Raw genomic sequence first — 22,754 nt, forward strand, 5'->3', positions numbered from 1 at the left:
CGTTGGTCTGCACGCCCACGTGAGGGCGCCGGGTGGGGTCACGCTGCAGGTCCTGTTCGACCCGCAGCACTCGCCCGGAGGTGGGGTGGTGCTGAAGTGTATGTCAGGAATGTTTCGTGTCTGTCACACGTTCGGTCCCGGACACATCGCCGTCGCCTTCGCCCGCCTCGGCCGTGACGGGGTCGTTCCCGCCCGCCTCGGCTGCGACCACGGGGACGACGCGTCGCGCATCCTCCTCGCGGCCTGGGTGCAGTCGTCCGACGACGACGAACGCGACCACGCCGCCGATGAACATCACCAACGACGTGATGACGTTCAGACGCACCTCCACCCCGAAGAGGTGCAGGTGCTCAGCGGTGTCGATGCGAAGTGCCTCGATCCAGCCGCGCCCCAGGGTGTAGAGCACGACGTAGGCCCAGAATACGCGTCCGTGACCGAGCCGGAACCGGCGGTCGAGCCACACCAGGACCGCCGCCATGACGAGGTTCCAGAGCAGCTCGTACAGGAACGTCGGATGGAAGAGCGTCCCCTCCGCGAAGCGCGCGCCGGTGGCCGGGTCGATCACGAGGTGCGCGGGATCGATCTGGAGTCCCCACGGCAGCGTCGTCGGCGCGCCGTACAGCTCCTGGTTGAACCAGTTGCCGAGGCGGCCGACCGCCTGCGCGACGAGCAGGCCCGGGGCCAGCGCGTCGGCGAACACGGGCAGGCGGATGTTCTGCCGGCGGCAGCCGATCCAGGCGCCGAGGCCGCCGAGCGCGACGGCGCCCCAGATGCCGAGGCCGCCCTCCCAGATGTACAGGGCGCGGATCGGGTCACCGCCCACGCCGAAGTACGGCTCGGGCGTGGTGATCACGTGGTAGATCCGCCCGCCGATGATGCCGAACGGCACCGCCCAGAAGGTGATCTCCAGGACGTCGTCGAACGTGCCGCCGGCCGTGCGCTTGGTGAAGCGCTTGGTGGCGACCCACGCCGCGAGCACGATGCCCGCGAGGATGGCGAACGCGTAGGCGCGCAGGGGGAAGGCCCCGAGGTGCCAGACGCCCTGCGAGGGGCTGGGGATCGACATCGGGAGCATCAGGCGTCCTTCCGGGCGCGGGCGACGCCCGCGGCGAGCTCGGCCGTCACGGACTGGAGCGCGTCGAGGCGACCGGCCCAGGGCAGGTCGCGCTGGAGCGCCTTGACGAAGGCGGAACCGACGATGACGCCGTCGGCGTAGCTGCCGACCTGCGCGGCCTGGTCGCCCGTCGAGACGCCCAGGCCCACGCACACGTGGTCGGCGCCGGCCGCGCGGGTGTCGGCGACGAGCTGCTCGGCGCGCTCCCCCACCTGGGCGCGGACGCCGGTGACGCCCATCGTCGAGGCAGCGTAGACGAAGCCGCGCGAGGCCCGCGCCGTCAGGCGCAGCCGCTCGGGCGTCGAGCTCGGGGCCACGAGGAAGATGCGGTCCAGGTCGTGCGCCTCGGACGCCTCGATCCAGTCGCGGCCCTCGTCGGGGATGAGGTCGGGCGTGATGAGGCCCGCTCCACCGGCCGTCGCGAGGTCGCGCGCGAACCCGTCGACGCCGTAGCGCAGCACGGGGTTCCAGTAGGTCATCAGGACCACGGGGACCTCGGGCGCATGCGCGCGCAGCTTCTCGACGACCGTGAAGGCGTCGCGCACGTGCGCGCCCGCGGCGAGCGCGGTCTCGGCGGCCCGCTGCACGACCGGGCCGTCCATGACCGGGTCGGTGTACGGGATGCCGAGCTCGACGATGTCGACGCCGGCGTCGACGAACGCCTTGACCGCCTCGACGGAGCGATCGACCGTCGGGAAGCCCACGGGCAGGTACCCCACGAGCGCGGGCCGGCCCTGGGCACGGGTCGCGTCGAGGCGTGCGGCCGTCTGCGAGGCCGTCGTGGTCACTGGTCCCCCTCCGGGCCCGCCGGAGCCTCGTCGTCGAGCAGGCCGAACCACCGGGCGGCGGTCGCCACGTCCTTGTCGCCACGGCCGGACAGGTTGATCACGATGATCTTGTCCCGCTCGCCCGCGGCGGCGAGCTCCGAGCCCACCTGCATGGCCCCGGCGAGCGCGTGCGCCGACTCGATGGCCGGGATGATGCCCTCGGTCTGGGACAGGATGCGGAACGCCTCCATGGCCTCGGCGTCGGTGACCGGCCGGTACGTGGCGCGGCCCAGGTCGTGCAGCCAGGAGTGCGCCGGGCCCACGCTCGGGTAGTCGAGCCCCGCCGAGACGGAGTGGCTCGGCAGCGTCTGGCCGTCGCCGTCCTGCAGCAGGTACGAGCGGGCGCCGTGCAGCACGCCGGGTGCGCCGCCGCTGAAGCGGGCGGCGTGCCGACCGGACTCGATGCCCTCGCCGCCGGCCTCGAAGCCGTAGAGCGCGACCTCCGGGTCGTCGAGGAACGCGTTGAAGAGCCCGAGCGCGTTGGAACCGCCGCCGACGCACGCAGCGACGACGTCGGGAAGGCGGCCGACGCGCTCGAGGAGCTGCGCGCGCGCCTCCTCGCCGATGACGCGGTGGAACTCGCGCACCATCTCGGGGAACGGGTGCGGGCCGGTGACGGTGCCGAGCAGGTAGTGCGTGCTCTCCACGTTTGCGACCCAGTCGCGCAGCGCCTCGTTGATCGCGTCCTTGAGCGTGCGCGAGCCGATCTGGACCGGGATGACGGTGGCACCGAGCAGGCGCATGCGGGCCACGTTCAGCGCCTGGCGCCGCGTGTCCTCCTCGCCCATGTAGACGACGCACTCGAGGTCGAGCAGCGCCGCCGCCGTCGCGGTGGCGACGCCGTGCTGGCCCGCGCCCGTCTCGGCGATCACGCGCGTCTTGCCCATGCGCTTCACGAGCAGAGCCTGCCCCAGCACGTTGTTGATCTTGTGCGAGCCGGTGTGGTTGAGGTCCTCGCGCTTGAGGAACACGCGGTTGCCCGCCTCACCGCCGCAGCGCTGCGCGAAGCGCGTCACCTCGGTCAGCGGCGAGGGCCGGCCCACGTACTCCCGGTGGAGGCGCGCGAGCTCGTCGCGGAACGCCGGGTCGTCCATGGCCTTGCGGTACTCGGTCTCGAGCTCGTCGAGCGCGGCGATGAGGGCCTCGGGCACCCAGCGCCCGCCGAACTCGCCGAAGTAGGGGCCGGGCTGCTCGGACAGACGGCCGAGCACCTGGTGCGCCAGCGTGCTGGTCAGGGCATCACTCACGGAGTGGTCAGGCACGATGAGCCTCCTTCGCTCGGGCGGTCAGGACTGCGCGGCCGGCCGCACCGACCACAGCGACGGGTGCTGACCCGCCGCCACGAGGTCGGCCACCGAGCGGCGGGGCGCGGCGTCGGTGACGAGCGCCTCGCCCACGAGGACGGCGTGCGCGCCGGCCCGGGCATAGTCCATGACGTCGTGCGGCCCGCGCACCCCGGACTCGGCGACGCGGACGACGTCGTCGGGGATGAGGGGCGACAGGCGGGAGAAGACCGTGCGGTCGACCTCGAGGGTCTTCAGGTCGCGGGCGTTGACGCCGACGACGCGGGCGCCGGCGTCGAGCGCGCGCTTGACCTCGTCGGCGGTGTGCGCCTCGACCAGCGCCGTCATGCCGAGCGAGTGAACGCGCTCGACGAGCGACTCCAGCACCGTCTGCTCGAGCGCCGCGACGATGAGGAGCACGACGTCGGCGCCGTGCGCCCGCGCCTCCCACACCTGGTATGGCGTGACGACGAAGTCCTTGCGCAGCACGGGCACGTCGACCTTGGCGCGCACGGCGTCGAGGTCGGCGAGGCTGCCGCCGAACCGGCGCTGCTCCGTGAGCACCGAGATGACGCTGGCGCCGCCGGTCGCGTACTCGGCGGCGAGCGCGGCCGGGTCGGCGATCGCGGCGAGCGAGCCCTTGGACGGGCTCGAGCGCTTGACCTCGGCGATGACGGCGACGGCGTCCTGCTTGCGCAGGCGGCTGACGACCTCGAGCGCACCCGGGGCGCGCGAGGAGCGCTCCTTGAGCACGTCGAGGCTCGTGGCGGCCTGTCGCACGGCGAGGTCCTCGAGGACGCCCGCGACGATTCCTTCCAGGACTGTCATGCGCGGGGCTCTCGGACGGAGGACCTGGGCTGGCCGTGACCCAGGCTGCGCAGCACCGCACCGGCGACGAGCGAGCCCACGACAACGACCGCGCCGACGACGATGACCCACATCGTGGGGGCGAGGAAGCCGATGGCAGCGATGATCGCTCCCAGCGTCACGCCGGTCATCGCGACCCACGCAGCGACGGTCTTGCCCTCGTTGTGGAACGGGGCGGCGTCGGGCAGGTAGACGTTGTCGGCGTTCGAGTTCTCGGCCATGGCGATGGTGATGCCTCTCGTGGTGGTTCTGGCTCGGCAGGTGCCAGCCTAGCGGTCCTCGGGTGCGGTCGGATCCGTCCCGCGGGTCTGTGCGTCCCAGGCGTCGTGGGCGTCGACCTGCGGGCCCGTGTCCGGGTTCGGGGCGGCCCGTTCGTGCCGCCCCGACGACGCCGTCCAGCCCCGCGCGGCGAGGCCCACGAGGACTGCGGCGAGCACGATGAGCACGCCGACGGCCGCGCACAGCCATGGCCACACGGTGACGCTCGCGGGCGCGGTGAGGTCCGTGACGCCGGCGGCCTCCGCGGCGCCGGCCGCGGCGACGTCGGCCGGGCTGGTCGCGACGGCGACCGCCGAGGCGGTGATCAGCACGCCCGCCGCGGCGACGACCACGAGCACGACCCGCCGCGCGACGCGCCCGCCGAGGGCGAGCGCGAGCCCCGCCGCGACCAGGACGAGCCCGGCGGCGTTGACCGCCGGGGCGGCGGTGCCGCCGCTCACGGCGACGGCGACCGTCGGGTCGAGCGCGGTCGCCGTCTGCGCGCGCACCCACGTCGGTCCGGCCGTCGCGAGCGCGAGCGCGCCGAGCAGGACGACGAGGACGGCCGCGCGGCCGCGGGTCAGGCTCACGGCTCCCCCAGCGTGCGGAACCGGGCGGCGAGCTGGACGGCACGCACGGCGGCCGCGGCCTTGTTGCGCGACTCTTCGTACTCGAGCGCGGGCACCGAGTCGGCGACGATGCCGCCGCCGGCCTGCACGGAGGCCCGGCCCTCGCGCACGAACGCCGTGCGGATCGCGATGGCCATGTCGAGGTTGCCCCCGAAGTCGAGGTACCCGACCGTGCCGCCGTAGATGCCGCGCGAGGCCGGCTCGAGCTCGTCGATCAGCGCGATCGCGCGGGGCTTGGGCGCACCGGACAGGGTGCCCGCCGGGAACGTCGCCTTGAGGGTCTCCAGAGCGGTGTGCCCGGGCCGCAGCCGCCCGACGACGGTCGAGCACAGGTGCATGATGTGGCTGAACCGGCGCAGCACCATGAACTCGACGACCTCGACCGACGTCGGCTCGCAGACCTTGACCAGGTCGTTGCGCGAGAGGTCGACGAGCATGACGTGCTCGGCACGCTCCTTGGGGTCGGCGAACAGCTCCTCGCCCAGCGCGACGTCCTCCTCGACCGTGGCCCCGCGGGGCCGCGAGCCGGCGATGGGGTAGGTCGTCACGTGCCCGCCGTCGACCTTGACCAGCGTCTCGGGGCTCGAGCCCACGACCTGGAACTCCCGGCCGCGGGCGTCGGTGAGGTGGAAGTAGTACATGTACGGGCTCGGGTTGATGGTGCGCAGCGCCCGGTAGACGTCGAGCGGGTCGGCGGGGCAGTCCAGGTCGAGCCGCTGCGAGATCACCACCTGGAAGACCTCGCCGTCGCGGATCGCCTCCTTGCCCGCCTCGACCGCGGCCTCGAACTCCGCGCGCGTCGAGCGGAACTCGAGCTCCGGCTCCTTCGCGTCGGGGTCGAGCACCGTCGCGACGCGCGGGCCCGGCGCGGCGAGCCGCCGCTCGAGCGCGTCCAGCCGGGCGACGGCGTCGGCGTGCGCCTCGTCGACGCCCTCGTCGGTGGCGTCCATGTTGATCGCGTTGGCGACGAGCCACACGGCCCCGGTGTGGTGGTCGACGGCGACCAGGTCGGTCGCGAGGCACAGCGCGAGCTCGGGGGCACCCAGCTCGTCGGGCGCCGTCGCGGGCAGCGTGGGCTCCCAGTGCCGGACGATGTCCCAGCCCAGGGCGCCCGCCATGCCGCCGGTGAACGGCGGCAGACCCTCGATCGGCGGGGTGCGCAGCGCCTCGAGCGTCGCACCCAGCACGTCCACGACGTCGCCCGACGCCGGGATGCCCGCCGGCACGTCGCCGGTCCAGGTGGCCTGGCCGCCCTGCGAGACGAGCTGGGCGCGCGAGGCGACGCCGACGAACGACCAGCGGGCCCAGGCGCCGGACGCGTCGGCCGACTCGAGGATGAACGAGCCGGGCACGCCGTGCGCGAGCGCCCGGTACAGCCCCACGGGCGTGGCGTCGTCGGCCAGCACCCGGCGTACGACCGGGATGACGCGGCGGTGGTCGGCGGCGAGCTCGCGGAAGCCCTCGAGCGTCGGCCACGTCTCGCCCCACGCCGGGGCGAGGGCGGCGCTCATGCGCCCACCTCCTCGCGCCGCCCGACGACGGCGGGCAGCGCGCCGCCGGCCTCGAAGCACGTGCGGGCGCCGGTGTGGCAGGCCGCGCCCACCTGGTCCACGCGGACCAGCAGGGCGTCGCCGTCGCAGTCGATGGCCACGGACTTCACGTGCTGCCGGTGGCCCGACGTGTCGCCCTTGCGCCAGTACTCGCCCCGAGAGCGCGACCAGAAGGTCACGCGGCCCGTCGTGAGGGTGCGGCGCAGCGCCTCGTCGTCCATCCAGCCGAGCATGAGCACCTCACCGGTGTCGTGCTGCTGGACGATCGCGGCGACCAGGCCGTGCTCGTCGCGCTTGAGGCGCGAGGCGATCTGGGGGTCGAGGATGTCAGGCACGGGCACATCCTTCCACGACGCCACCGGGCCGCGGGCCCTGTTTCAGCGCGTCTGCGCCACCCACGCGTCGTGCATCCGCGCATACACCCCGCCGGCCGCGGCGAGGGCGTCGTGCGGCCCGACCTCGACCACGAGCCCGGCGTCGACCACGACGACGAGGTCGCTCGCCTCGGCCGTCGACAGGCGGTGGGCGATGGTGATCGTGGACCGGCCCGAGGTCAGCGAGTCGAGCGCGCGAGCGATCCGGACCTCGGTCGCCGGGTCGACCGCGGACGTCGCCTCGTCGAGCACCAGCAGGTCGGGCTCGGCGAGGTAGGCGCGGGCGATGGCGACGAGCTGCCGCTCCCCCGCGCTCAGCGACTCGCCGCGCTGGCCGACCGCGGTGTGCACGCCGTCCGGGAGGTCGGCGAGCCAGTCGGAGAGGCCGAGGGCGCCGAAGGCGGCGAGCACGCGGGCTTCCGTCGCCGACTGCTCCGGGGCCCGCTCCGGGGCCGACCCCGCGGTCGCCGAGCCTGCCGAGACCGGGTCTCCCGACGCCGGGCCGGTCTCGACGAGCGCGACCACCGGCGGCCGGAGGTCGCGCAGCCCGTACGCCGCGTTGTCCAGCACCGTCCCGTCGAACAGGAACCCCTCCTGCGGCACCAGCACCACCCGCTCGCGCAGCGAGGCGAGCGTCAGCGCGCGCAGGTCGACGCCGTCGAGCAGCACCGCGCCGGCGGTCGGGTCCATCAGCCGCGTCACGAGCTTGGCGATGGTCGTCTTGCCCGAGCCGGTCTGCCCGACGACCGCGACCTTGGCCTGCGCCGGCAGCTCCAGGTCGACCCCGTGCAGCACCTCGGGACCGCCCGGGTAGGCGAACCGCACCCCGCGCAGGGCGACGTGCGCGGGCCCGCGCGGCGAGGCGACGGCGTCGGGCGCCTCGTCGACCTCGACCGTCGTCTCAACGACCGCGAGCACGCGGCGCCACCCGGCCACGGCGTTCTGCAGCTCGTTGAGGATCTCCGTCGCCTGCTGCACCGGACCGGTGAAGAGCTGCACGAGGAACAGGAACGCGACGACCTGGCCTGCCGTGAGCTCGCCGTCGACCCCGAGGTGTGCGCCGACGACCACGACGGCCGCGAGCGCCAGGGTCGACATGAGAGTGCCGCTCGAGAAGGTGGTCGCGACCAGACGCTGGGCGCTGCCCTGCGCCTGGCGGGTCGTCTCGATCGAGTCCTCGATGCGGCGGCCGGTGCGGGCCGCTACGCCGTAGGCGCGCACGGTCTCGGCGCCGACGACGGCCTCGGAGATCGCCCCCAGCATGGCACCGACGCGCTCGCGCACCCGGGTGTAGCGGCGGTTGACGTGCTTCTGCCCGAACCGCAGCACCAGGTAGAGCGGCACGAAGCAGGCCCACACGACGAGGGTGAGCTGCCAGGAGAACACGAGCATGAGCGCGGTGGCGACGATGACCTGCAGGGTCGAGACGAGCAGCATGATCCCGCCCCACTGCACGAACAGCGAGATGGTGTCGACATCGCTGGTGACGCGCGAGACGAGCGAGCCGCGCCGCTCGGTGCTCTGCGTGAGGGTCGCCAGGTCGTGCACGTGCCGGAACGCGCGCACGCGCAGGGTGGCGAGGCCGGCCTCGGTGCGGCGCACGAGCCGCAGGTTGACGAGCGCCGAGCAGGCGCCGGAGACGAGCAGCGCTGCAGCGGCGAGCGACATCAGGAGCGCGATGCGCCGGGCGTCGGGGCCGCCCGAGGCGAGGATGCCGCCGTCGATCGTGGCCCGGACGGCCAGCGGGACGACGACGCGGCCGGCCGCGGCGAGCACGGCCAGCAGGAGCGTCCACCCGATGCCCTCGATGATCTGCGGGCTGATCTGCACGCCGCGGCGCAGCGTCGCGAGGACGCCGAGCTCGGACGCGGAGGCGATGCGGGCGCTCATGCCGGTTCCTCCCGCGCGGCGGCCTCCCGCGCGGCGGCCTCCCGACGGCGCGCCTCGGCCTCGTAGGCGGTCGCGATCTCGCGGTAGCCGGCGTCGCGCGCGAGCAGCTCGGCGTGCGTGCCGACGTCGGCGACGCGCCCGCCGCCGAGGTGCACGACGGCGTCGGCGAGCACCACGGACGACATGCGGTAGGCGACCATGACCACGGTGGTGGCCGCGGCGCCGCCGGACAGGCCGTGCAGGATCTCCTGCTCGATGCGCGGGTCGACGGCGGAGGTGGCGTCGTCGAGCACGAGCAGGCGCGGGCGGCGCACCAGGGCACGTGCGATGGCGAGGCGCTGGCGCTGGCCACCGGAGAGGTTCGCGCCGCGCTCGCCGAGCGGCGCGTCGAGGCCGCCGGGCAGGGCGGCTACGACGTCGTCGAGCCGCGCGAGGCGGAGCGCCTCCCAGACGTCGGCGTCGGTGTACGGCGAGCCGTCCGCCTCGGCGAGCGTGACGTTGCCGCGCACCGTGTCCTCGAAGACGAACGTGGCCTGCGCGACGAGCGCCACCTGCGCGGGCAGCTCGCCCGCCGCGAGGTCACGCAGGTCGACGCCGTCGAGCAGCACCCGGCCGCGCGTGGGGTCCGACAGACGCGAGAGCAGCGAGACGAGCGTCGTCTTGCCGGCCCCGGTGGTGCCGACGACGGCGACGGTCGCGCCGGGCGGCACGTCGAGCGTGACGTCGTCGAGGAGGCTGACGGAACGCCCGGCAGGGACGGGCACGTCGACCCCGACGCCCTCGAAGCGGATGGCGAGCCCCCGCGACGTGCGGGGCAGCGTCGCTTCCCCCGGGACGAGCGACTCGCGCCGGTCGACGACGTTCGCGATGCGCTCGTACCCGACGAGCCCTCGGGGCAGGGAGCCCAGCACCCACCCGAAGGCGCGCACGGGCACGGCCATGACGGTGAGCAGGTAGGCCGCGCTGACGATCTCGCCGGCGTTGACGGCTCCGTCCGCCGCCCGCCAGGCGCCCACCCCGAGCACGAGCAGGGTGCCCAGGCTGGGCAGCAGGTCGATGACAGGGTCGAACACCGCACGCACCGCCCCGACGCGCGAGTTGGCGGCGCGCAGCGTGTCGGCGCGGTCGGCGAACCGGACCTCTTCGCGGTCGGCCGTGCCGAGCGACTTGACCAGGAGCGCTGCCTCGAACGACTCGTGCGCGACGTCGGCGACCTCGGCCCGCAGCCTCTGCGCCCGCGTCACCGCGGGCGTCATGTACCGCTGGAACACGACGTTCGCGGCCACCGTGAGCGGGATGACGACCAGCGCCGCGAGCGCGAGCCACGGGTCGATGAGCAGCAGCATGACCGCAGCCACGACGATCATCACGACGACCCCGAGGGCGAACGGCAGCGGGTTGAACACGTCCGTGGCGGCCTCGACGTCGGAGCTGGCGTGCGCCAATAGCTGCCCGGCGGGGTGCGCCCGGTGCCACGACAGCGGCAGGCGGAGGTAGGCGGCAGAGAGCCGGCGGCGGTGCGTCGCGCCGACGTCGACGTACCCCCAGCCGGCCCACACCCGCCGGCCCCACACGCCGACGGTCAGCGAGACGGCGACGCCGGCGAGCACCAGACCGGCCTGCCAGATCCGCCCGCGCGCGGCGGCGTCGCCCGCGATCGCGGGCACGAGGACGGCGTCGGTGGCCCAGCCGACGGCGCGGCTCACGGCCACGGTCGCCGCGCCGAAGAGTGCTGAGGTCACGACCGCGAGCACGTAGGTGCGCGGCGAGGTGGCCATGCCGCGGCCCATGAGCTGGAGCGAGCGGCGCAGCCGCGACCCGGAGAGGGCTGTCCGGTCGACCACCCTCTAGCGCACCTCGAGCCCGGCGGCCCGCATGGCGTCCTTGACCTGGCCCACCGTGAGCTGGCCGAAGTGGAACACGCTCGCCGCGAGCACCGCGTCGGCGCCGGCCCGCGCGGCCTCGACGAAGTCCTGGGGCTGGCCCGCGCCGCCCGACGCGATGAGCGGCACGTGCACGCGCTCGCGCACCGCCGTGAGCATCTCGAGGTCGAACCCGTCCTTGGTGCCGTCGGCGTCCATCGAGTTGAGCAGGATCTCCCCCGCGCCCAGGGCGGCCGCGCGCTCGGCCCACTCGACGGCGTCGATGCCGGTCCCCCGGCGCCCGCCGTGCGTGGTGACCTCGTACCCGGACTCGGTGCGCACCTCGCCCGTGACGCGGCGCGCGTCGACCGAGAGCACCAGTACCTGGGAGCCGAACCGGTCGGCGATCTCGGCGACCAGCTCGGGGCGCGCGATCGCGGCGGTGTTGACGCCGACCTTGTCAGCACCTGCCCGCAGCAGCCGGTCGACGTCGTCGGTGCTGCGCACGCCACCGCCCACGGTCAGGGGCACGAAGACCTGCTCGGCAGTGCGCCGCACGACGTCGACCATGGTCTCGCGGCCGCCCGACGAGGCGGACACGTCGAGGAACGTCAGCTCGTCGGCGCCCTCGGCGTCGTACCGGTCGGCCAGCTCGACCGGGTCGCCGGCGTCGCGCAGGCCCTGGAAGTTGACGCCCTTGACGACACGCCCGGCGTCGACGTCGAGGCAGGGGATGACACGGATCGAGACGGTCACTGTGCTCCTTCAGCTGTTCCTTCGTCAGTGACCTGGAAGTGCGCGTCGAGGATGTCGACGACGTACACCAGCGTCTGGTCGGCGAGGGGGTTCGACGTCCCACCGTATCCGAGCGGCGGGGGCACCACGAGCATGACCTGCGACCCGACGGTCTGTTCGAGCAGGCCCTGGTCCCAGCCGTCGATGACCTGACCGATCCCGATCATCACCGACTGGACGGCCTCGGGGCCGTCGGGCGTGTCCCACGTGCTGTCGAACACGGCGCCGTCGCTCCACCGGACGCCCGTGAAGCGCACCGTGACCACCTCGCCGACCTCGACCTGCGGGCCCGTCCCGCGGACGAGGGGCTGGACCACGAGGTCGGCGGGCGGGGCGGCCTTGGCGGGTACGGTCACCGTCGGGGCACCGTCGTCGCCGACCGTGACGGCGGGCAGGCCCGGCTGCGGCTCGACGGCCTCGCCGGAGGCACGCGTGGGCAGGACGTCGACCACGAGCACGAGCGGGACGTCGCCCTGCTGCTCGAGGTACAGCAGGCGGGCTCCGACGCGCTGCCCGTGCAGCGCCTCGTGCAGGTGCGCGCCGAGCGACAGGACGCTCATCGTGTGCCATGCCGGGGCGTCGACGAACGTCGTCTGCACGACCGACCCGTCGCGCCCGTCCTCCGCGTAGAGGTTGAGCATCACCGGGCCGCCCTCCCGGAGGGGGTCCCCGGTGCCGGGCCACACGGTGCGCGTGCCCGGCTGCGTGATCGCGAGCGGCTTGTCGTACTGCAGCACGGGCTCCTGGCCCGCCTCGCCCGTCACCTCGACGTTCGCCTGCGAGGGCGCGCTCGACGGCGACGCCCCGCCGGCCAGGCCGCAACCGGTCAGGGCGAGCGCCAGAGCGGTGACGAGCACGAGCAGGGCGGAGCGAGGGCGGTCGAGCACGGCGACGAGTGAACCACACCGACCGCCCGGGCCCTCACATCGACTCGATCAGCCGGTCCACGCGCTCGTCGACCGACCGGAACGGGTCCTTGCACAGCACGGTGCGTTGGGCCTGGTCGTTGAGCTTGAGGTGCACCCAGTCGACCGTGTAGTCGCGGCGCGCCTCCTGCGCGGCACGGACGAAGTCGCCACGCAGCTTCGCGCGCGTCGTGGGCGGCGGCACCGCCGTCGACTCGAGGATCTCGAGGTCGGTGGTGACGCGGTCCACCAGGCCGCGCGCCGCGAGCAGGTTGTACAGCCCCTCGGTGCGCGAGATGTCGTGGTACGCCAGGTCGAGGCGGGCGATGCGCGGGTCGTCGAGGGACAGCCCGTGCTTGGCCTGGTAGCGCTCGACGAGCCGCAGCTTGATGACCCAGTCGAGCTCGCGCTCGACCAGCGTGAGGTCGCCCGACTCGAGCGCACGCAACCCGCGCTCCCACAGGTCGAGCACGGCCTTGGTGGTGGGCGACGGGTCGAGGTGGGAGTCCACGTGGTCGCGCACGCGCCGGTAGTACTCGCCCTGGATGTCGACGGCGCTCATGGTGCGGCCGTCGGCGAGCTGGACCGGGTGCTTGCCCGTGCGGTCATGGCTGATCTCGCGGATCGCCCGGATCGGGTTCTCGAGGGTGAGGTCGCGCATGATCGCGCCGGCCTCGACCAGGCGCAGCACCAGGTCCGTGGACCCGACCTTGAGCAGCGTCGTCGGCTCGGCCATCGACGAGTCGCCGACGATGACGTGCAGCCGCCGGTAGTACTCGGCGTCGGCGTGCGGCTCGTCGCGCGTGTTGATGATGGGCCGCGACCGGGTCGTGGCCGAGGAGACGGCCTCCCAGATGTGGTCCGCCCGCTGCGACAGGCAGTAGACGGCGCCGCGCGGCGTCGCGAGCACCTTGCCGGCGCCCACGAGGACCTGCCGGGTGATGAGGAACGGGACGAGGATCTCGCTCAGCCGCGAGAAGTCGCCCTGCCGCCGCACCAGGTAGTTCTCGTGGCAGCCGTAGGAGTTGCCCGCCGAGTCGGTGTTGTTCTTGAACAGGTGCACGGTGCCGGGCAGGCCCTCGTGCACGAGGCGCTGCTGGGCGTCGGCCACGAGCCCCTCGAGGATGCGCTCGCCGCCCTTGTCGTACGTGACGAGCTGGCGCACGTCGTCGCACTCCGCGGTGGCGTACTCCGGGTGCGAGCCGACGTCCAGGTACAGCCGCGAGCCGTTGCGCAGGAACACGTTGGACGAGCGGCCCCACGCGACCACCTTGCGGAAGAGGTAGCGCGCCACCTCGTCGGCCGACAGGCCCCGCCCGTCCGGTGCGGCGCACGTGACGCCGTACTCGGTCTCGATGCCGAAGATCCGCCGGTCCATCAGCCCAGCACCTCGCTCAAGGTCGCGCCCTGCAGGCGACGGAAGGCCCGGCGAGGCCGGGCCCGGTCGAGCACCGCTACCTCGAGCTGCGCGGGCTCGATGGTCCGCTCGCTGCCCGCAGCGAGCAGCGCACCGTCCACCCCGACGGCGCCGAGCGTCGTCGTCGCGAGCCGGAGGACTTCGTCGAGCCCGAGGCCCTCGCGCCACCCCTCGGTGACGCGGGCCACGAGCTGCTCGGCCTGGGCACCCATGACGACGGCGCCGCGCTCGTCGGCGACCGACCCGTCGTAGGACAGCCGGTAGATCTGGTCGCCGTCCGGGGTGTCGCCGACCTCGGCGACCACCAGCTCGACCTCGAGCGGCTTGGACTCCGTGGTGAACACCGTGCCGAGAGTCTGCGCGTACGCGTTCGCCAGGCCGCGGGCCGTGACGTCCTTGCGGTCGTAGGAGTATCCGCGCAGGTCGGCGTACCGCACGCCGGCCACCCGCAGGTTCTCGAACTCGTTGTACTTGCCCACCGCCGCGAACGCGATGCGGTCGTAGATCTCGGAGATCTTGTGCAGCGCCCGCGACGGGTTCTCGGTGGCGAAGAGGATCCCGCCCTCGTACGCGAGGACGACGACGGAACGGCCGCGCGCGATGCCCTTGCGGGCGAAGTCGGCCCGGTCCTTCATCAGCTGCTCGGGCGAGACGTAGAACGGCATGGTCATGCCAACCGACCCCCTTCTCGGCGGTCGGCGACGAGCGCCTCGACCACGGTCTGCAGCTCCTGCTCGGGCACGCGGCGGTAGCCCTGGGCCGTCACCGTCGCGACGACGGGCCAGATGCCCCGGACCGGGTCCGGCCCGCCGGTCGCGGAGTCGTCGTCGGCGGCGTCGTACAACGCCTCGACGGCGACGCGGACGGCGCTCGCGTCGCTCAGGCCAGGGCGCCAGAGCTTCTTGAGCGCGCCGCGCGCGAAGACCGAGCCCGAGCCCGTGCCGTGGTGCTCGTGCTCCTCGTAGCGACCGCCCGTGGGGTCGTAGGAGAAGATCCGCCCGATGCCCCGGTCCAGGTCGTAGCCCGCGAAGAGCGGGACCACGACGAGACCCTGCATCGCCAGCGGCAGGTTGGCGCGCAGCAGCGTCGCGAGCCGGTTGGCCTTGCCGTCGAGCGACAGCAGCGAGCCCTCGATCTTCTCGTAGTGCTCGAGCTCGAGCTGGAACAGCTTGGCCAGGTCGACGCCGACGCCGGCGGAGCCCGAGATGCCGATCGCCGAGAACTCGTCCGCAGGGAACACCTTCTCGATCTCGCGGCTCGCGATCATCGTCCCGGCCGTGGCGCGGCGGTCGCCGGCCATGACCACACCGCCGTCGCACACGAGGGCGACGATCGTCGTGGCGTGCGGCGCGAGCAAGGCGCCACCGCCGCCCTGGACGGGCGCAGCACCGTGACCGGGCAGCAGCTCCGGCGCGTGCTCGCCCAGGAAGTCGAGGAACGACGACGACCCGGGGCGCAGGAACGCGTCCCCGAGCCGTCCTGCGTCCCTCACTGACCGCCCTTCTGGACGAACCCGCGGACGAACTGCTCGGCGTTGGTCTCGAGCACCTCGTCGATCTCATCGAGCAGCGCGTCGACCTCCGCGTCCCGGTCCTGCGCCGCGGGCGCGGCCGGGGCGGGGGCGCCAGCGCCGTCGTCGTCGGGCGTGCGGTCCTCGTGCTGCGGATTGATGCGTTCCTGACCTGCCATGACAGCCTCCCAAGCCGACGTCGTGCTCTTCGTCACCCTATGCCGTTCAGCCGCCGCGCAGCCCGCTCAGCAAGGCTGCGGCGTCGCCGCTCGCCTCGAGAAGCGCGCCGATGTGGGCGCGCGTGCCGCGCAGCGGGTCGAGCATCGGCACGCGTTGCAGCGCGGACGCGCCAGGGACGTCGAAGATGACCGAGTCCCAGCTCGCCGCCGAGACCTGGTCCGCGTACCGCGCCATGACCTCGCCACGGAAGTACGCGCGCGTGTCCGTCGGCGGATGATGCACCGCGTCGGCGACGGCCTGCTCGTCGACCAGCCGCTCTGCGCCACCGCTCGCGAGCAGCCGGTGGTAGATGCCGCGCTCGGGCCGCACGTCCGCCCACTGCAGGTCCAGCGCGTGCAGGCGGGGGTGGTCCCAGCTGAGGCCGTCGCGGCGGCGCAGGCCCTCCAGCAGGCGCCGCTTGCCGATCCACTCGACCTCGCGCGCGCACGACAACGGGTCGGTGTCCAGGCGCGTGAGGACCGATCGCCAGCGGTCGAGCACCGCGTACGTCTCGCTGTCCGTGTCCGGCTCGCGCCCGATCGCGCGGAGCGCCCGCCCGACGACGTCGGCGTACGCGTCCTGCACCTCCAGCGCCGTCATGGTGCGCCCGTCGGCGAGGTCGAGCTTGGCCACCAGGTCGAGGTCGCGCGAGACGCGCTGGACGTCCGCGACCGGGTCGGCCAGCCGCAGCGCGGCCAGGTCGGTGCGGGCCGGCACCCCGGCCTCCGACAGCTCCTCGAGGTGCTCGAGCACCCACAGCACCAGCGACGTCGTGCCGAGCTTGAGGTAGGTCGCGACCTCGAAGAGGTTGGCGTCGCCGAGGATGAGGTGCAGGCGGCGCCAGCGGGAGCGGTCGGCGTGCGGCTCGTCGCGCGTGTTGACGATCGGGCGGCGCAGCGTGGTCTCGAGGCCGACCTCGGCCTCGATGTAGTCGGCGCGCTGCGACATCTGGAAGCCCGGCCGGTCCCCCGTCGGGCCGAGGCCCACCCGCCCCGAGCCCGCGTACACCTGCCGCGTCACCAGGAACGGCGTGAGCAGCTCGGTCAGGACCCCGAACGGCAGCGCCCGGTCCACGAGGTAGTTCTCGTGCGTGCCGTAGCTCGCGCCCTTGCCGTCGACGTTGTTCTTGTACAGGACGACGTCGTGGCCGCCCTGGAAGCCCGTCAGCTCGCGGGTCGCGGCGAGCATGACTCGCTCCCCCGCCACGTCCCAGAGCACGGCGTCCCGCGGGCCGGTGACCTCGGGTGACGAGTACTCGGGGTGCGCGTGGTCGACGTACAGCCGCGCGCCGTTGGTGAGGATGCAGTTCGCGGCCGACGGGTCGTCGAGCTCGTCGACGTCCGCGCGCGCCACGTCCCGCGGCGCCGGCCCGGGCGGCGCGGGGCGCGCCGGGTCGTCCGTGAGCAGCGAGGGGTGCGAGGCGGCGCGCCGGAGATGGAACCCGCGCGCGTCGGCGAGCGGGTCCTCGTCGTCGTAGTCCCAGCGCGCCGCCGGGCGCGTGCCGGCCCGCGCCACCAGGGCCCGGTAGGTCGTGACGACCTGGCTGGACAGGAGCATCGGGTTCGCGGCGGGACGCCCGGGGGCGAGCACGCCGTACTCGGTCTCGATGCCCATGACCCGGCGGACGCTCACAGGTCCTGCACCTTGCTCATAGATACTGCCCCGTGCTCGTGACCTGCTCGATGGACCGCGGCGCCCCCGTCTCGCCCTTCTTCTGGACGATCGAGCGGATGAACACGATCCGTTCGCCCTTCTTGCCGCTGATGCGCGCCCAGTCGTCGGGGTTGGTGGTGTTGGGCAGGTCCTCGTTCTCCTTGAACTCGTCGACGCACGCCGAGAGCAGGTGGTCCACCCGGATACCCCGCTGACCGCTGGCCAGGAAGTCCTTGATGGCCATCTTCTTCGCCCGGTCGACGACGTTCTGGATCATCGCGCCCGAGTTGAAGTCCTTGAAGTACAGGATCTCCTTGTCGCCCGAGGCGTAGGTGACCTCGAGGAACTGGTTCTCCTCGTTCTCGCCGTACATGCGCTCGACGACGGAGCGGATCATTGATGCCACGGTCGCGACCTCGTCCCCGCCGTGCTCGGCGAGGTCGTCCGGGTGGATCGGCAGGTCGGGGGTGAGGTACTTGCCGAAGATCTCCTGCGCCCCCTCGGCGTCCGGGCGCTCGATCTTGATCTTCACGTCGAGGCGCCCGGGCCGCAGGATCGCCGGGTCGATCATGTCCTCGCGGTTCGAGGCGCCGATGACGATGACGTTGTCGAGCCGCTCGACGCCGTCGATCTCGGCGAGGAGCTGCGGCACGATCGTCGTCTCGACGTCGGACGACAGCCCCGTGCCGCGCGTGCGGAACAGCGACTCCATCTCGTCGAAGAACACGACCACGGGCATTCCCTGGGACGCCTTCTCGCGGGCACGGGCGAAGATCAGGCGGATGTGCCGCTCGGTCTCGCCCACGTACTTGTTGAGCAGCTCGGGGCCCTTGACGTTGAGGAAGAACGAGCGCACGGAGTCGTCGCTCGAAGGCTTCTTCGCCTCGACCATGGTCGCGAGCGACGCCGCCACCGCCTTGGCGATGAGCGTCTTGCCGCATCCGGGCGGGCCGTACAGCAGCACGCCCTTGGGCGGGCGCAGCCCGTGCTCCCGGAACAGGTCGGGGTGGGCGAACGGCAGCTCGACGGCGTCGCGGATCGCCTCGATCTGCCGGCCCAGGCCGCCGATGTCCTCGTAGCTGATGTCCGGGACCTCTTCGAGGACCAGCTCCTCGACCTCGGACTTGGGCACGATCTCGAACACGAACCCGCTGCGGACGTCGACCGTGAGCGAGTCCCCCACACGCAGCGGACGGCCCAGCACGGGGCCCGCGAGACGCACGACGCGCTCCTCGTCGGCGCGCCCGACCACGAGCACCCGCTCGTCGTCGAGCACCTCCTTCACCGTGACCAGCTCGCCGACGCGCTCGAAGCCCCCGGCCTCGACCACCGTCATCGCCTCGTTGAGCTTGACCTCCTGGCCGGGCTGCAGGCTCTCGACGTCCAGGCTGGGGCTCGCGCCGACGTGCATCTTGCGGCCCGCGGACGAGATGTCGACGGTCCCGTCCTCGTGGGCGCCGAGGAACGTGGCGTAGGTGCCCGGGGGCTTGGCGAGGTCGTCGATCTGCGTGCGCAGCTCGACGATCTGGTCGCGGGCGGCGCGCAGCGCCTCCGCCAGGCGCTCGTTCTTGGCGGCGAGCAGCGCGAGCTGGGCGTCGCGGGAGACTCCAGGGTTCTCGGTCATGCAGGTCCCCTCTCCGTGCAAGCCCGGGAGGACCGACCCCCCGGAAACAGCACACTATGGGGAACGCCGACACGTCGGAAGGAGATTCCGCGCGTTTCGCCCAGCGCCGAAGAAGACCTCTCAGATGCTGGACGGTTCGCCCGTCGGCTCGGCCGCCTCAAACCCGCGGACCACCTTGCGGAGCTTCTTGTCCGACACGGGCCGCTCGCCCAGGTCCTCCTCGGTCCACTCGGCCTCTGCCGTCGGGTAGCTGCCCTTGGCGGGGCGGCGCTTGCGCTCGGGCGGCACCACGCCGTCGGCGAGGCGGCGCGCGGTGAGCAGGAACCCCGTGTGCCCGATCATGCGGTGCTCCGGCCGCACGGCCAGGCCCTCGAGGTGCCAGCCGCGCACCATCGACTCCCAGGCGACGGGCTCGGCGAACCGGCCGTCGGCGCGCAGGTCCTCGGCGAGCCGCGAGAGCTGCGTCGTCGTCGCGACGTAGGCGAGGAACACGCCGCCCGGGACGAGCGCGGTGGCGGCGGCGTCCAGGTTCTCCCACGGCGCCAGCATGTCGAGCACCACGCGGTCCACGGTCCCGGGCTCGGTCACCTGCCCGACGACGTCGGCGAAGTCGCCGAGGTGCAGGTGCCACGCCGGATGCTCCGCGCCGAAGTACGTCTCGACGTTGCCGCGCGCGACGGCCGCGAAGTCCTCGCGGCGCTCGATGGAGTGCAGCGTGCCGCCGTCGGTCACCCCGCGCAGCAGCGACATGGTGAGCGCACCGGAGCCGACGCCCGCCTCGACGACCACGGCGCCCGGGAAGATGTCGGCCATCTGGACGATCTGGCCGGCGTCCTTCGGGTAGACGACGGCGGCGCCGCGCGGCATCGACAGCACGTAGTCGCTGAGCAGGGGCCGCAGGGCCAGGTACTCGACGCCCGCGGTGTTGGTGACGACCCAGCCCTCGGGGCGGCCGATGAGGTCCTCGTGCCGGAAGTAGCCCTTGTGGGTGTGGAACGTGCCGCCGGGCTTGAGCTCGATGGTGTGCATGCGGCCGCGCGGGTCGGTCAGCTGCACCTTGTCGCCCTCGCGCAGAGGGCCGCGGCGCAGGTCGGCGCCCGTGGGAGTGGAGGTCACGGCGGACGAGCCTACCGGCCAGGCCCCCGGAGCGCCGCGGCCACGCGTGCGACGTCGAGCACTCCCGTGGCGCGGCCGCCCCGCGTCACGGGCACGATGCGGGCGCCTGCCGACGTCGCGGCCAGATGCTCGAGCAGCTCGGCACCGCCCAGCGTGTCCTCGACGGCGGACCCGGGCGGGAACGGTACGACGACGGCGTCGACCGGCGTCGTCGCCGCAGCGACGGGCGGGACCGCCGCCGCGGCGGCCGGGTCGACCCAGCCGAGCGGCGCACCCCACGCGTCGGTCACGACGACGGCGGCGTCGGGCACGCCGGTCACGGCACGGGCGGCGTCGGCCACCGACGACCCCGTGGGCACGACGACGGCGCGCGCCGCCAGGGCGGCAGCACCGAGGCCGTCGACGACGTCGCGGCGGCGCCCGGCGTTGATGGCATCGCCCGCGCCCGACCAGAGGAAGGCGCCGATGATCGCCGACCAGACGACCGTGGACCACCCCGGGGCGACGCCTCGGAGCACGGGCCACACCAGCGCCCACGCGAGCACGGCGACGGCGACGACGCGCCCGACCCAGCCGGCGGCGACCGTGCCGCGCGTGCGCGAGCCGGTCAGCTGCCAGACCAGCGCCTCGAGGAGCTGGCCGCCGTCGAGCGGCAGACCGGGCAGCATGTTGAAGACGCCCACGAAGACGTTCGAGAAGAACGCCGCGTACAGCAGCAGCGCCGGCACGGACGCCGCCGGCGAGGCGTGGAACAGGACCCAGAACACCCCCGCGAGCACCAGGTTGGTGAGCGGGCCGACCACGGCGATCAGGGCGCCGTCGAGCGGGCGGCGCTGCGCCCCCGTGTACGCGGTGTGCCCGCCCCACAGCGTCAGCGCGAGCTCGGTGACCTGGTGCCCGCGGGCGCGCGCGACGAACGCGTGCGCGGCCTCGTGGCAGAACACGCTCACGAACAGAAGCAGCACGAACACGAAGGCGACGAGCACCACGCCGCTGTCGCCGAGGCCGGGGGCGTTCCCGCGCACGGTCGGGGCGAACACGAGGGTGAGCACCAGCGCCGCGAGGAACCAGGTGGGCGTCACGATGACGGGCGCACCGGCAAGGCGGCCGATCACCCATCCACGCGATACGGGTGGTGTGGAGGTCACCGACGCAGACTATCCGGGCGCACTGGGGACAACCTGGCCACCGTGTCGGCTGCGCGTCCTAGGGTGGCGGCGTGACGTCCGCACCCGAGGCTCCCCCGCGCTCCCCCGCGCTCTCGCCGTCGCGCGCGAACGACTTCATGCAGTGCCCGCTGCTGTTCCGGTACCGGGTGGTCGACCGCCTTCCCGAGCCGCCGTCGTCGGCCGCAGCGCGCGGCACGCTCGTGCACGCCGTGCTCGAGCGCCTCTACGACGCGCCGCTGGGCGAGCGCACGCGCGAGGCCGCGCTGGCCATCCTGCCCGGCGAGTGGGACCGCCTGCTGGAGGCCGAGCCGCGGTACTCCGAGCTCTTCACTGGCGACGACGACGCCGCGAGCGGCTGGCTCGACGGTGCCGGCCGCCTGCTCGGCACGTACTTCACGCTCGAGGACCCGAACCGCCTCCAGCCCGAGGCGTGCGAGCTGCGCGTCGAGCACCAGCTCGCCGACGGCGGCCCCCTGCTGCGCGGGATCGTCGACCGCCTCGACGTCGCGCCCGACGGCGCCCTGCGCGTGGTCGACTACAAGACGGGCCGCTCGCCCCGCCCCGGGTACGAGGCGTCGGCGTTGTTCCAGATGCGCTTCTACGGGCTGGTGCTGTGGCGCGACCGGGGCGTGCTGCCGAAGATGCTGCAGCTCGTCTACCTCGGCGACGGCCAGGTGCTGCGCGCCGAGCCTCGCGAGCGGGAGCTGGAGGTCACGGAGCTCAAGGTGCGCTCGCTGTGGTCGGCGATCGAGGCGGCGGCCCGGGCGGGCGACTTCCGGCCGCGGAGGTCGGCGCTGTGCGGCTGGTGCGCCCACCAGGCGGCGTGCCCGGAGTTCGGCGGCACGCCCCCGGCGTGGGACCCGGCGCTCGCCGCCGAGCGCCTGGGGATCAGCCGGCTGGAAGTCAGCCCAGGGATCAGCTGAGGTCGAGCACCGCGCCGCCGTGGATGCGGGCGATGGTGCGGAGGGTGACCTGCTCGAGCGACCGCGCGCGGCTCAGCCCGGGCGTGCGCGGCACGGGCACCGCGGACTCCACCCCGAGCGTCCGCGCGCCTGATGCGAGCGCGGCGGCGATGCCGGTCGGCGAGTCCTCGATCGCGACGCAGTCCTCGATCGGCACGCCGATCAGGTCGGCCGCGGCGAGGTACGCCTCCGGGTGGGGCTTGCCGTGGGTGACGTCGTCGCCCGCGACGACAGCCAGGAACACGTCGCCGGCGCCGGCGAGCACGACCTTCACGAGGCGCCGGTAGGACATCGTGACGAGCGCGCACGGCACGCCCGCCCCGGCCAGGGCCGCGAGCAGCTCGCGCGCCCCGGGCCGCCACGGCATGTGCCGCTGGATGCCGGCGACGACGCGGTCGATCAGGCGCTCGACGATCTCTTCGGCGGGCATCGCGACGCCCGCCTCCTGGAGGAGGCGGGCCGAGCCGAGCAGCGGGCTGCCCACGAGCTGCAGCGCCTGCTCGTGCGACCAGCGGCCGCCGTGGGACTCGACGAGCTCGTGCTCGGCAGCGATCCAGTAGGGCTCGGTGTCGACGATGGTGCCGTCCATGTCCCACAGGACCGCGGCAGGAAGGGCGAGGTCCGTCGTCGCGGTCAGGGCGTGCTCCAGAGGTCGGCGCGGTCGGGGACCCGTCCAGCCTACCGGCGGGGCGGGTCCTGGCCGCGGCACCTGACCGCCCGCGCGCACCAT

The 22,754-nt window shown here is 73.6% G+C and carries 22 protein-coding genes; 1 reads left to right on the top strand and 21 read right to left on the bottom strand.

Annotation, left to right across the window (positions count from 1 at the left end; genetic code table 11):
* Window positions 1-103 precede the first annotated feature (103 nt).
* The 20 genes from lgt to ACO4JP_RS11575 all read right to left on the bottom strand — a co-directional run bounded on the left by lgt (window position 104) and on the right by ACO4JP_RS11575 (window position 21,041).
* Complete coding sequence (gene lgt / locus ACO4JP_RS11480; protein ID WP_425953823.1) at window positions 104-1,075, bottom strand: prolipoprotein diacylglyceryl transferase; 972 nt, start codon at window positions 1,073-1,075, stop codon at window positions 104-106.
* A complete protein-coding gene (gene trpA / locus ACO4JP_RS11485) occupies window positions 1,075-1,902 on the bottom strand; it encodes a tryptophan synthase subunit alpha (RefSeq protein WP_425953824.1) in 828 nt (275 codons plus the stop codon). Before trpA ends, lgt begins: the two co-directional genes overlap by 1 nt.
* Window positions 1,899-3,188 (bottom strand): tryptophan synthase subunit beta, encoded by a 1,290-nt coding sequence (gene trpB, locus ACO4JP_RS11490; RefSeq protein ID WP_425957097.1) that lies wholly within the window; start codon window positions 3,186-3,188, stop codon window positions 1,899-1,901. The genes trpA and trpB overlap by 4 nt, the downstream gene beginning before the upstream one ends.
* A gap of 39 nt (window positions 3,189-3,227) precedes the next feature.
* On the bottom strand, window positions 3,228-4,052 hold the full coding sequence (gene trpC / locus ACO4JP_RS11495) for an indole-3-glycerol phosphate synthase TrpC (RefSeq protein WP_425953825.1): 825 nt from the start codon (window positions 4,050-4,052) through the stop codon (window positions 3,228-3,230).
* Window positions 4,049-4,312 carry an HGxxPAAW family protein gene (locus ACO4JP_RS11500; protein ID WP_425953826.1) on the bottom strand — a complete coding sequence of 88 codons (264 nt, stop codon included), beginning with the start codon at window positions 4,310-4,312 and terminating at the stop codon, window positions 4,049-4,051. The genes trpC and ACO4JP_RS11500 overlap by 4 nt, the downstream gene beginning before the upstream one ends.
* Before the next feature lie 48 nt (window positions 4,313-4,360).
* Complete coding sequence (locus ACO4JP_RS11505; protein ID WP_425953827.1) at window positions 4,361-4,939, bottom strand: Trp biosynthesis-associated membrane protein; 579 nt, start codon at window positions 4,937-4,939, stop codon at window positions 4,361-4,363.
* On the bottom strand, window positions 4,936-6,489 hold the full coding sequence (locus tag ACO4JP_RS11510; protein WP_425953828.1) for an anthranilate synthase component I: 1,554 nt from the start codon (window positions 6,487-6,489) through the stop codon (window positions 4,936-4,938). Before ACO4JP_RS11510 ends, ACO4JP_RS11505 begins: the two co-directional genes overlap by 4 nt.
* Window positions 6,486-6,863: a phosphoribosyl-AMP cyclohydrolase gene (gene hisI / locus ACO4JP_RS11515; RefSeq protein ID WP_425953829.1), complete on the bottom strand. Its 378-nt coding sequence runs from the start codon at window positions 6,861-6,863 to the stop codon at window positions 6,486-6,488. Before hisI ends, ACO4JP_RS11510 begins: the two co-directional genes overlap by 4 nt.
* A 42-nt stretch (window positions 6,864-6,905) precedes the next feature.
* Window positions 6,906-8,792: an ABC transporter ATP-binding protein gene (locus ACO4JP_RS11520; RefSeq protein WP_425953830.1), complete on the bottom strand. Its 1,887-nt coding sequence runs from the start codon at window positions 8,790-8,792 to the stop codon at window positions 6,906-6,908.
* Window positions 8,789-10,582, bottom strand: coding sequence for an ABC transporter ATP-binding protein (locus ACO4JP_RS11525; protein ID WP_425957098.1), 1,794 nt, complete (start codon window positions 10,580-10,582; stop codon window positions 8,789-8,791). The genes ACO4JP_RS11520 and ACO4JP_RS11525 overlap by 4 nt, the downstream gene beginning before the upstream one ends.
* A 57-nt stretch (window positions 10,583-10,639) precedes the next feature.
* Window positions 10,640-11,410 carry an imidazole glycerol phosphate synthase subunit HisF gene (gene hisF / locus ACO4JP_RS11530; RefSeq protein WP_425953831.1) on the bottom strand — a complete coding sequence of 257 codons (771 nt, stop codon included), beginning with the start codon at window positions 11,408-11,410 and terminating at the stop codon, window positions 10,640-10,642.
* Complete coding sequence (locus ACO4JP_RS11535; RefSeq protein ID WP_425953832.1) at window positions 11,407-12,336, bottom strand: FKBP-type peptidyl-prolyl cis-trans isomerase; 930 nt, start codon at window positions 12,334-12,336, stop codon at window positions 11,407-11,409. Before ACO4JP_RS11535 ends, hisF begins: the two co-directional genes overlap by 4 nt.
* A gap of 34 nt (window positions 12,337-12,370) precedes the next feature.
* Window positions 12,371-13,732 (bottom strand): Pup--protein ligase, encoded by a 1,362-nt coding sequence (gene pafA / locus ACO4JP_RS11540; RefSeq protein WP_425953833.1) that lies wholly within the window; start codon window positions 13,730-13,732, stop codon window positions 12,371-12,373.
* Complete coding sequence (gene prcA / locus ACO4JP_RS11545; RefSeq protein ID WP_425953834.1) at window positions 13,732-14,442, bottom strand: proteasome subunit alpha; 711 nt, start codon at window positions 14,440-14,442, stop codon at window positions 13,732-13,734. Before prcA ends, pafA begins: the two co-directional genes overlap by 1 nt.
* Window positions 14,439-15,263 carry a proteasome subunit beta gene (gene prcB, locus ACO4JP_RS11550; RefSeq protein ID WP_425953835.1) on the bottom strand — a complete coding sequence of 275 codons (825 nt, stop codon included), beginning with the start codon at window positions 15,261-15,263 and terminating at the stop codon, window positions 14,439-14,441. Before prcB ends, prcA begins: the two co-directional genes overlap by 4 nt.
* Entirely contained in the window at window positions 15,260-15,460 is a 201-nt protein-coding gene (locus tag ACO4JP_RS11555) for a ubiquitin-like protein Pup (RefSeq protein WP_425953836.1), read from the bottom strand. The genes prcB and ACO4JP_RS11555 overlap by 4 nt, the downstream gene beginning before the upstream one ends.
* Before the next feature lie 46 nt (window positions 15,461-15,506).
* A complete protein-coding gene (gene dop, locus ACO4JP_RS11560; protein ID WP_425957099.1) occupies window positions 15,507-17,114 on the bottom strand; it encodes a depupylase/deamidase Dop in 1,608 nt (535 codons plus the stop codon).
* 34 nt (window positions 17,115-17,148) lie between these two features.
* Window positions 17,149-18,777 (bottom strand): proteasome ATPase, encoded by a 1,629-nt coding sequence (gene arc, locus ACO4JP_RS11565; RefSeq protein WP_425953837.1) that lies wholly within the window; start codon window positions 18,775-18,777, stop codon window positions 17,149-17,151.
* A gap of 120 nt (window positions 18,778-18,897) precedes the next feature.
* The gene (locus ACO4JP_RS11570; RefSeq protein ID WP_425953838.1) at window positions 18,898-19,893 is read right to left on the bottom strand and encodes a tRNA (adenine-N1)-methyltransferase; all 996 of its coding nucleotides are present in this window, start codon (window positions 19,891-19,893) and stop codon (window positions 18,898-18,900) included.
* A gap of 11 nt (window positions 19,894-19,904) precedes the next feature.
* Window positions 19,905-21,041, bottom strand: a complete 1,137-nt coding sequence (locus tag ACO4JP_RS11575) for a site-2 protease family protein (protein WP_425953839.1) — start codon at window positions 21,039-21,041, stop codon at window positions 19,905-19,907.
* A gap of 137 nt (window positions 21,042-21,178) precedes the next feature.
* On the opposite strand from ACO4JP_RS11575, the gene ACO4JP_RS11580 reads away from it, so the two are divergent.
* Complete coding sequence (locus ACO4JP_RS11580) at window positions 21,179-21,985, top strand: RecB family exonuclease (protein WP_425957100.1); 807 nt, start codon at window positions 21,179-21,181, stop codon at window positions 21,983-21,985.
* Here the strand turns inward: ACO4JP_RS11580 and ACO4JP_RS11585 are convergent.
* On the bottom strand, window positions 21,978-22,754 hold the full coding sequence (locus tag ACO4JP_RS11585; RefSeq protein ID WP_425957101.1) for an HAD family hydrolase: 777 nt from the start codon (window positions 22,752-22,754) through the stop codon (window positions 21,978-21,980). The genes ACO4JP_RS11580 and ACO4JP_RS11585 overlap by 8 nt on opposite strands.

The sequence above is a fragment of the Xylanimonas sp. McL0601 genome, assembly GCF_049852175.1.
GTDB lineage: Bacteria > Actinomycetota > Actinomycetes > Actinomycetales > Cellulomonadaceae > Xylanimonas.

Bases quoted from the DNA above. Each gene is read 5' to 3' on its own strand.
- dop (WP_425957099.1), bottom strand. From the start codon at position 17,114: ATGGGCATCGAGACCGAGTACGGCGTGCTCGCCCCCGGGCGTCCCGCC.
- trpC (WP_425953825.1), bottom strand. From the start codon at position 4,052: ATGACAGTCCTGGAAGGAATCGTCGCGGGCGTCCTCGAGGACCTCGCC.
- ACO4JP_RS11580 (WP_425957100.1), top strand. From the start codon at position 21,179: ATGCAGTGCCCGCTGCTGTTCCGGTACCGGGTGGTCGACCGCCTTCCC.
- ACO4JP_RS11500 (WP_425953826.1), bottom strand. From the start codon at position 4,312: ATGGCCGAGAACTCGAACGCCGACAACGTCTACCTGCCCGACGCCGCC.
- ACO4JP_RS11510 (WP_425953828.1), bottom strand. From the start codon at position 6,489: ATGAGCGCCGCCCTCGCCCCGGCGTGGGGCGAGACGTGGCCGACGCTC.
- ACO4JP_RS11525 (WP_425957098.1), bottom strand. From the start codon at position 10,582: ATGGGCCGCGGCATGGCCACCTCGCCGCGCACCTACGTGCTCGCGGTC.
- ACO4JP_RS11555 (WP_425953836.1), bottom strand. From the start codon at position 15,460: ATGGCAGGTCAGGAACGCATCAATCCGCAGCACGAGGACCGCACGCCC.
- lgt (WP_425953823.1), bottom strand. From the start codon at position 1,075: ATGCTCCCGATGTCGATCCCCAGCCCCTCGCAGGGCGTCTGGCACCTC.
- arc (WP_425953837.1), bottom strand. From the start codon at position 18,777: ATGACCGAGAACCCTGGAGTCTCCCGCGACGCCCAGCTCGCGCTGCTC.
- ACO4JP_RS11520 (WP_425953830.1), bottom strand. From the start codon at position 8,792: ATGAGCGCCCGCATCGCCTCCGCGTCCGAGCTCGGCGTCCTCGCGACG.
- prcA (WP_425953834.1), bottom strand. From the start codon at position 14,442: ATGACCATGCCGTTCTACGTCTCGCCCGAGCAGCTGATGAAGGACCGG.
- ACO4JP_RS11585 (WP_425957101.1), bottom strand. From the start codon at position 22,754: ATGGTGCGCGCGGGCGGTCAGGTGCCGCGGCCAGGACCCGCCCCGCCG.
- pafA (WP_425953833.1), bottom strand. From the start codon at position 13,732: ATGGACCGGCGGATCTTCGGCATCGAGACCGAGTACGGCGTCACGTGC.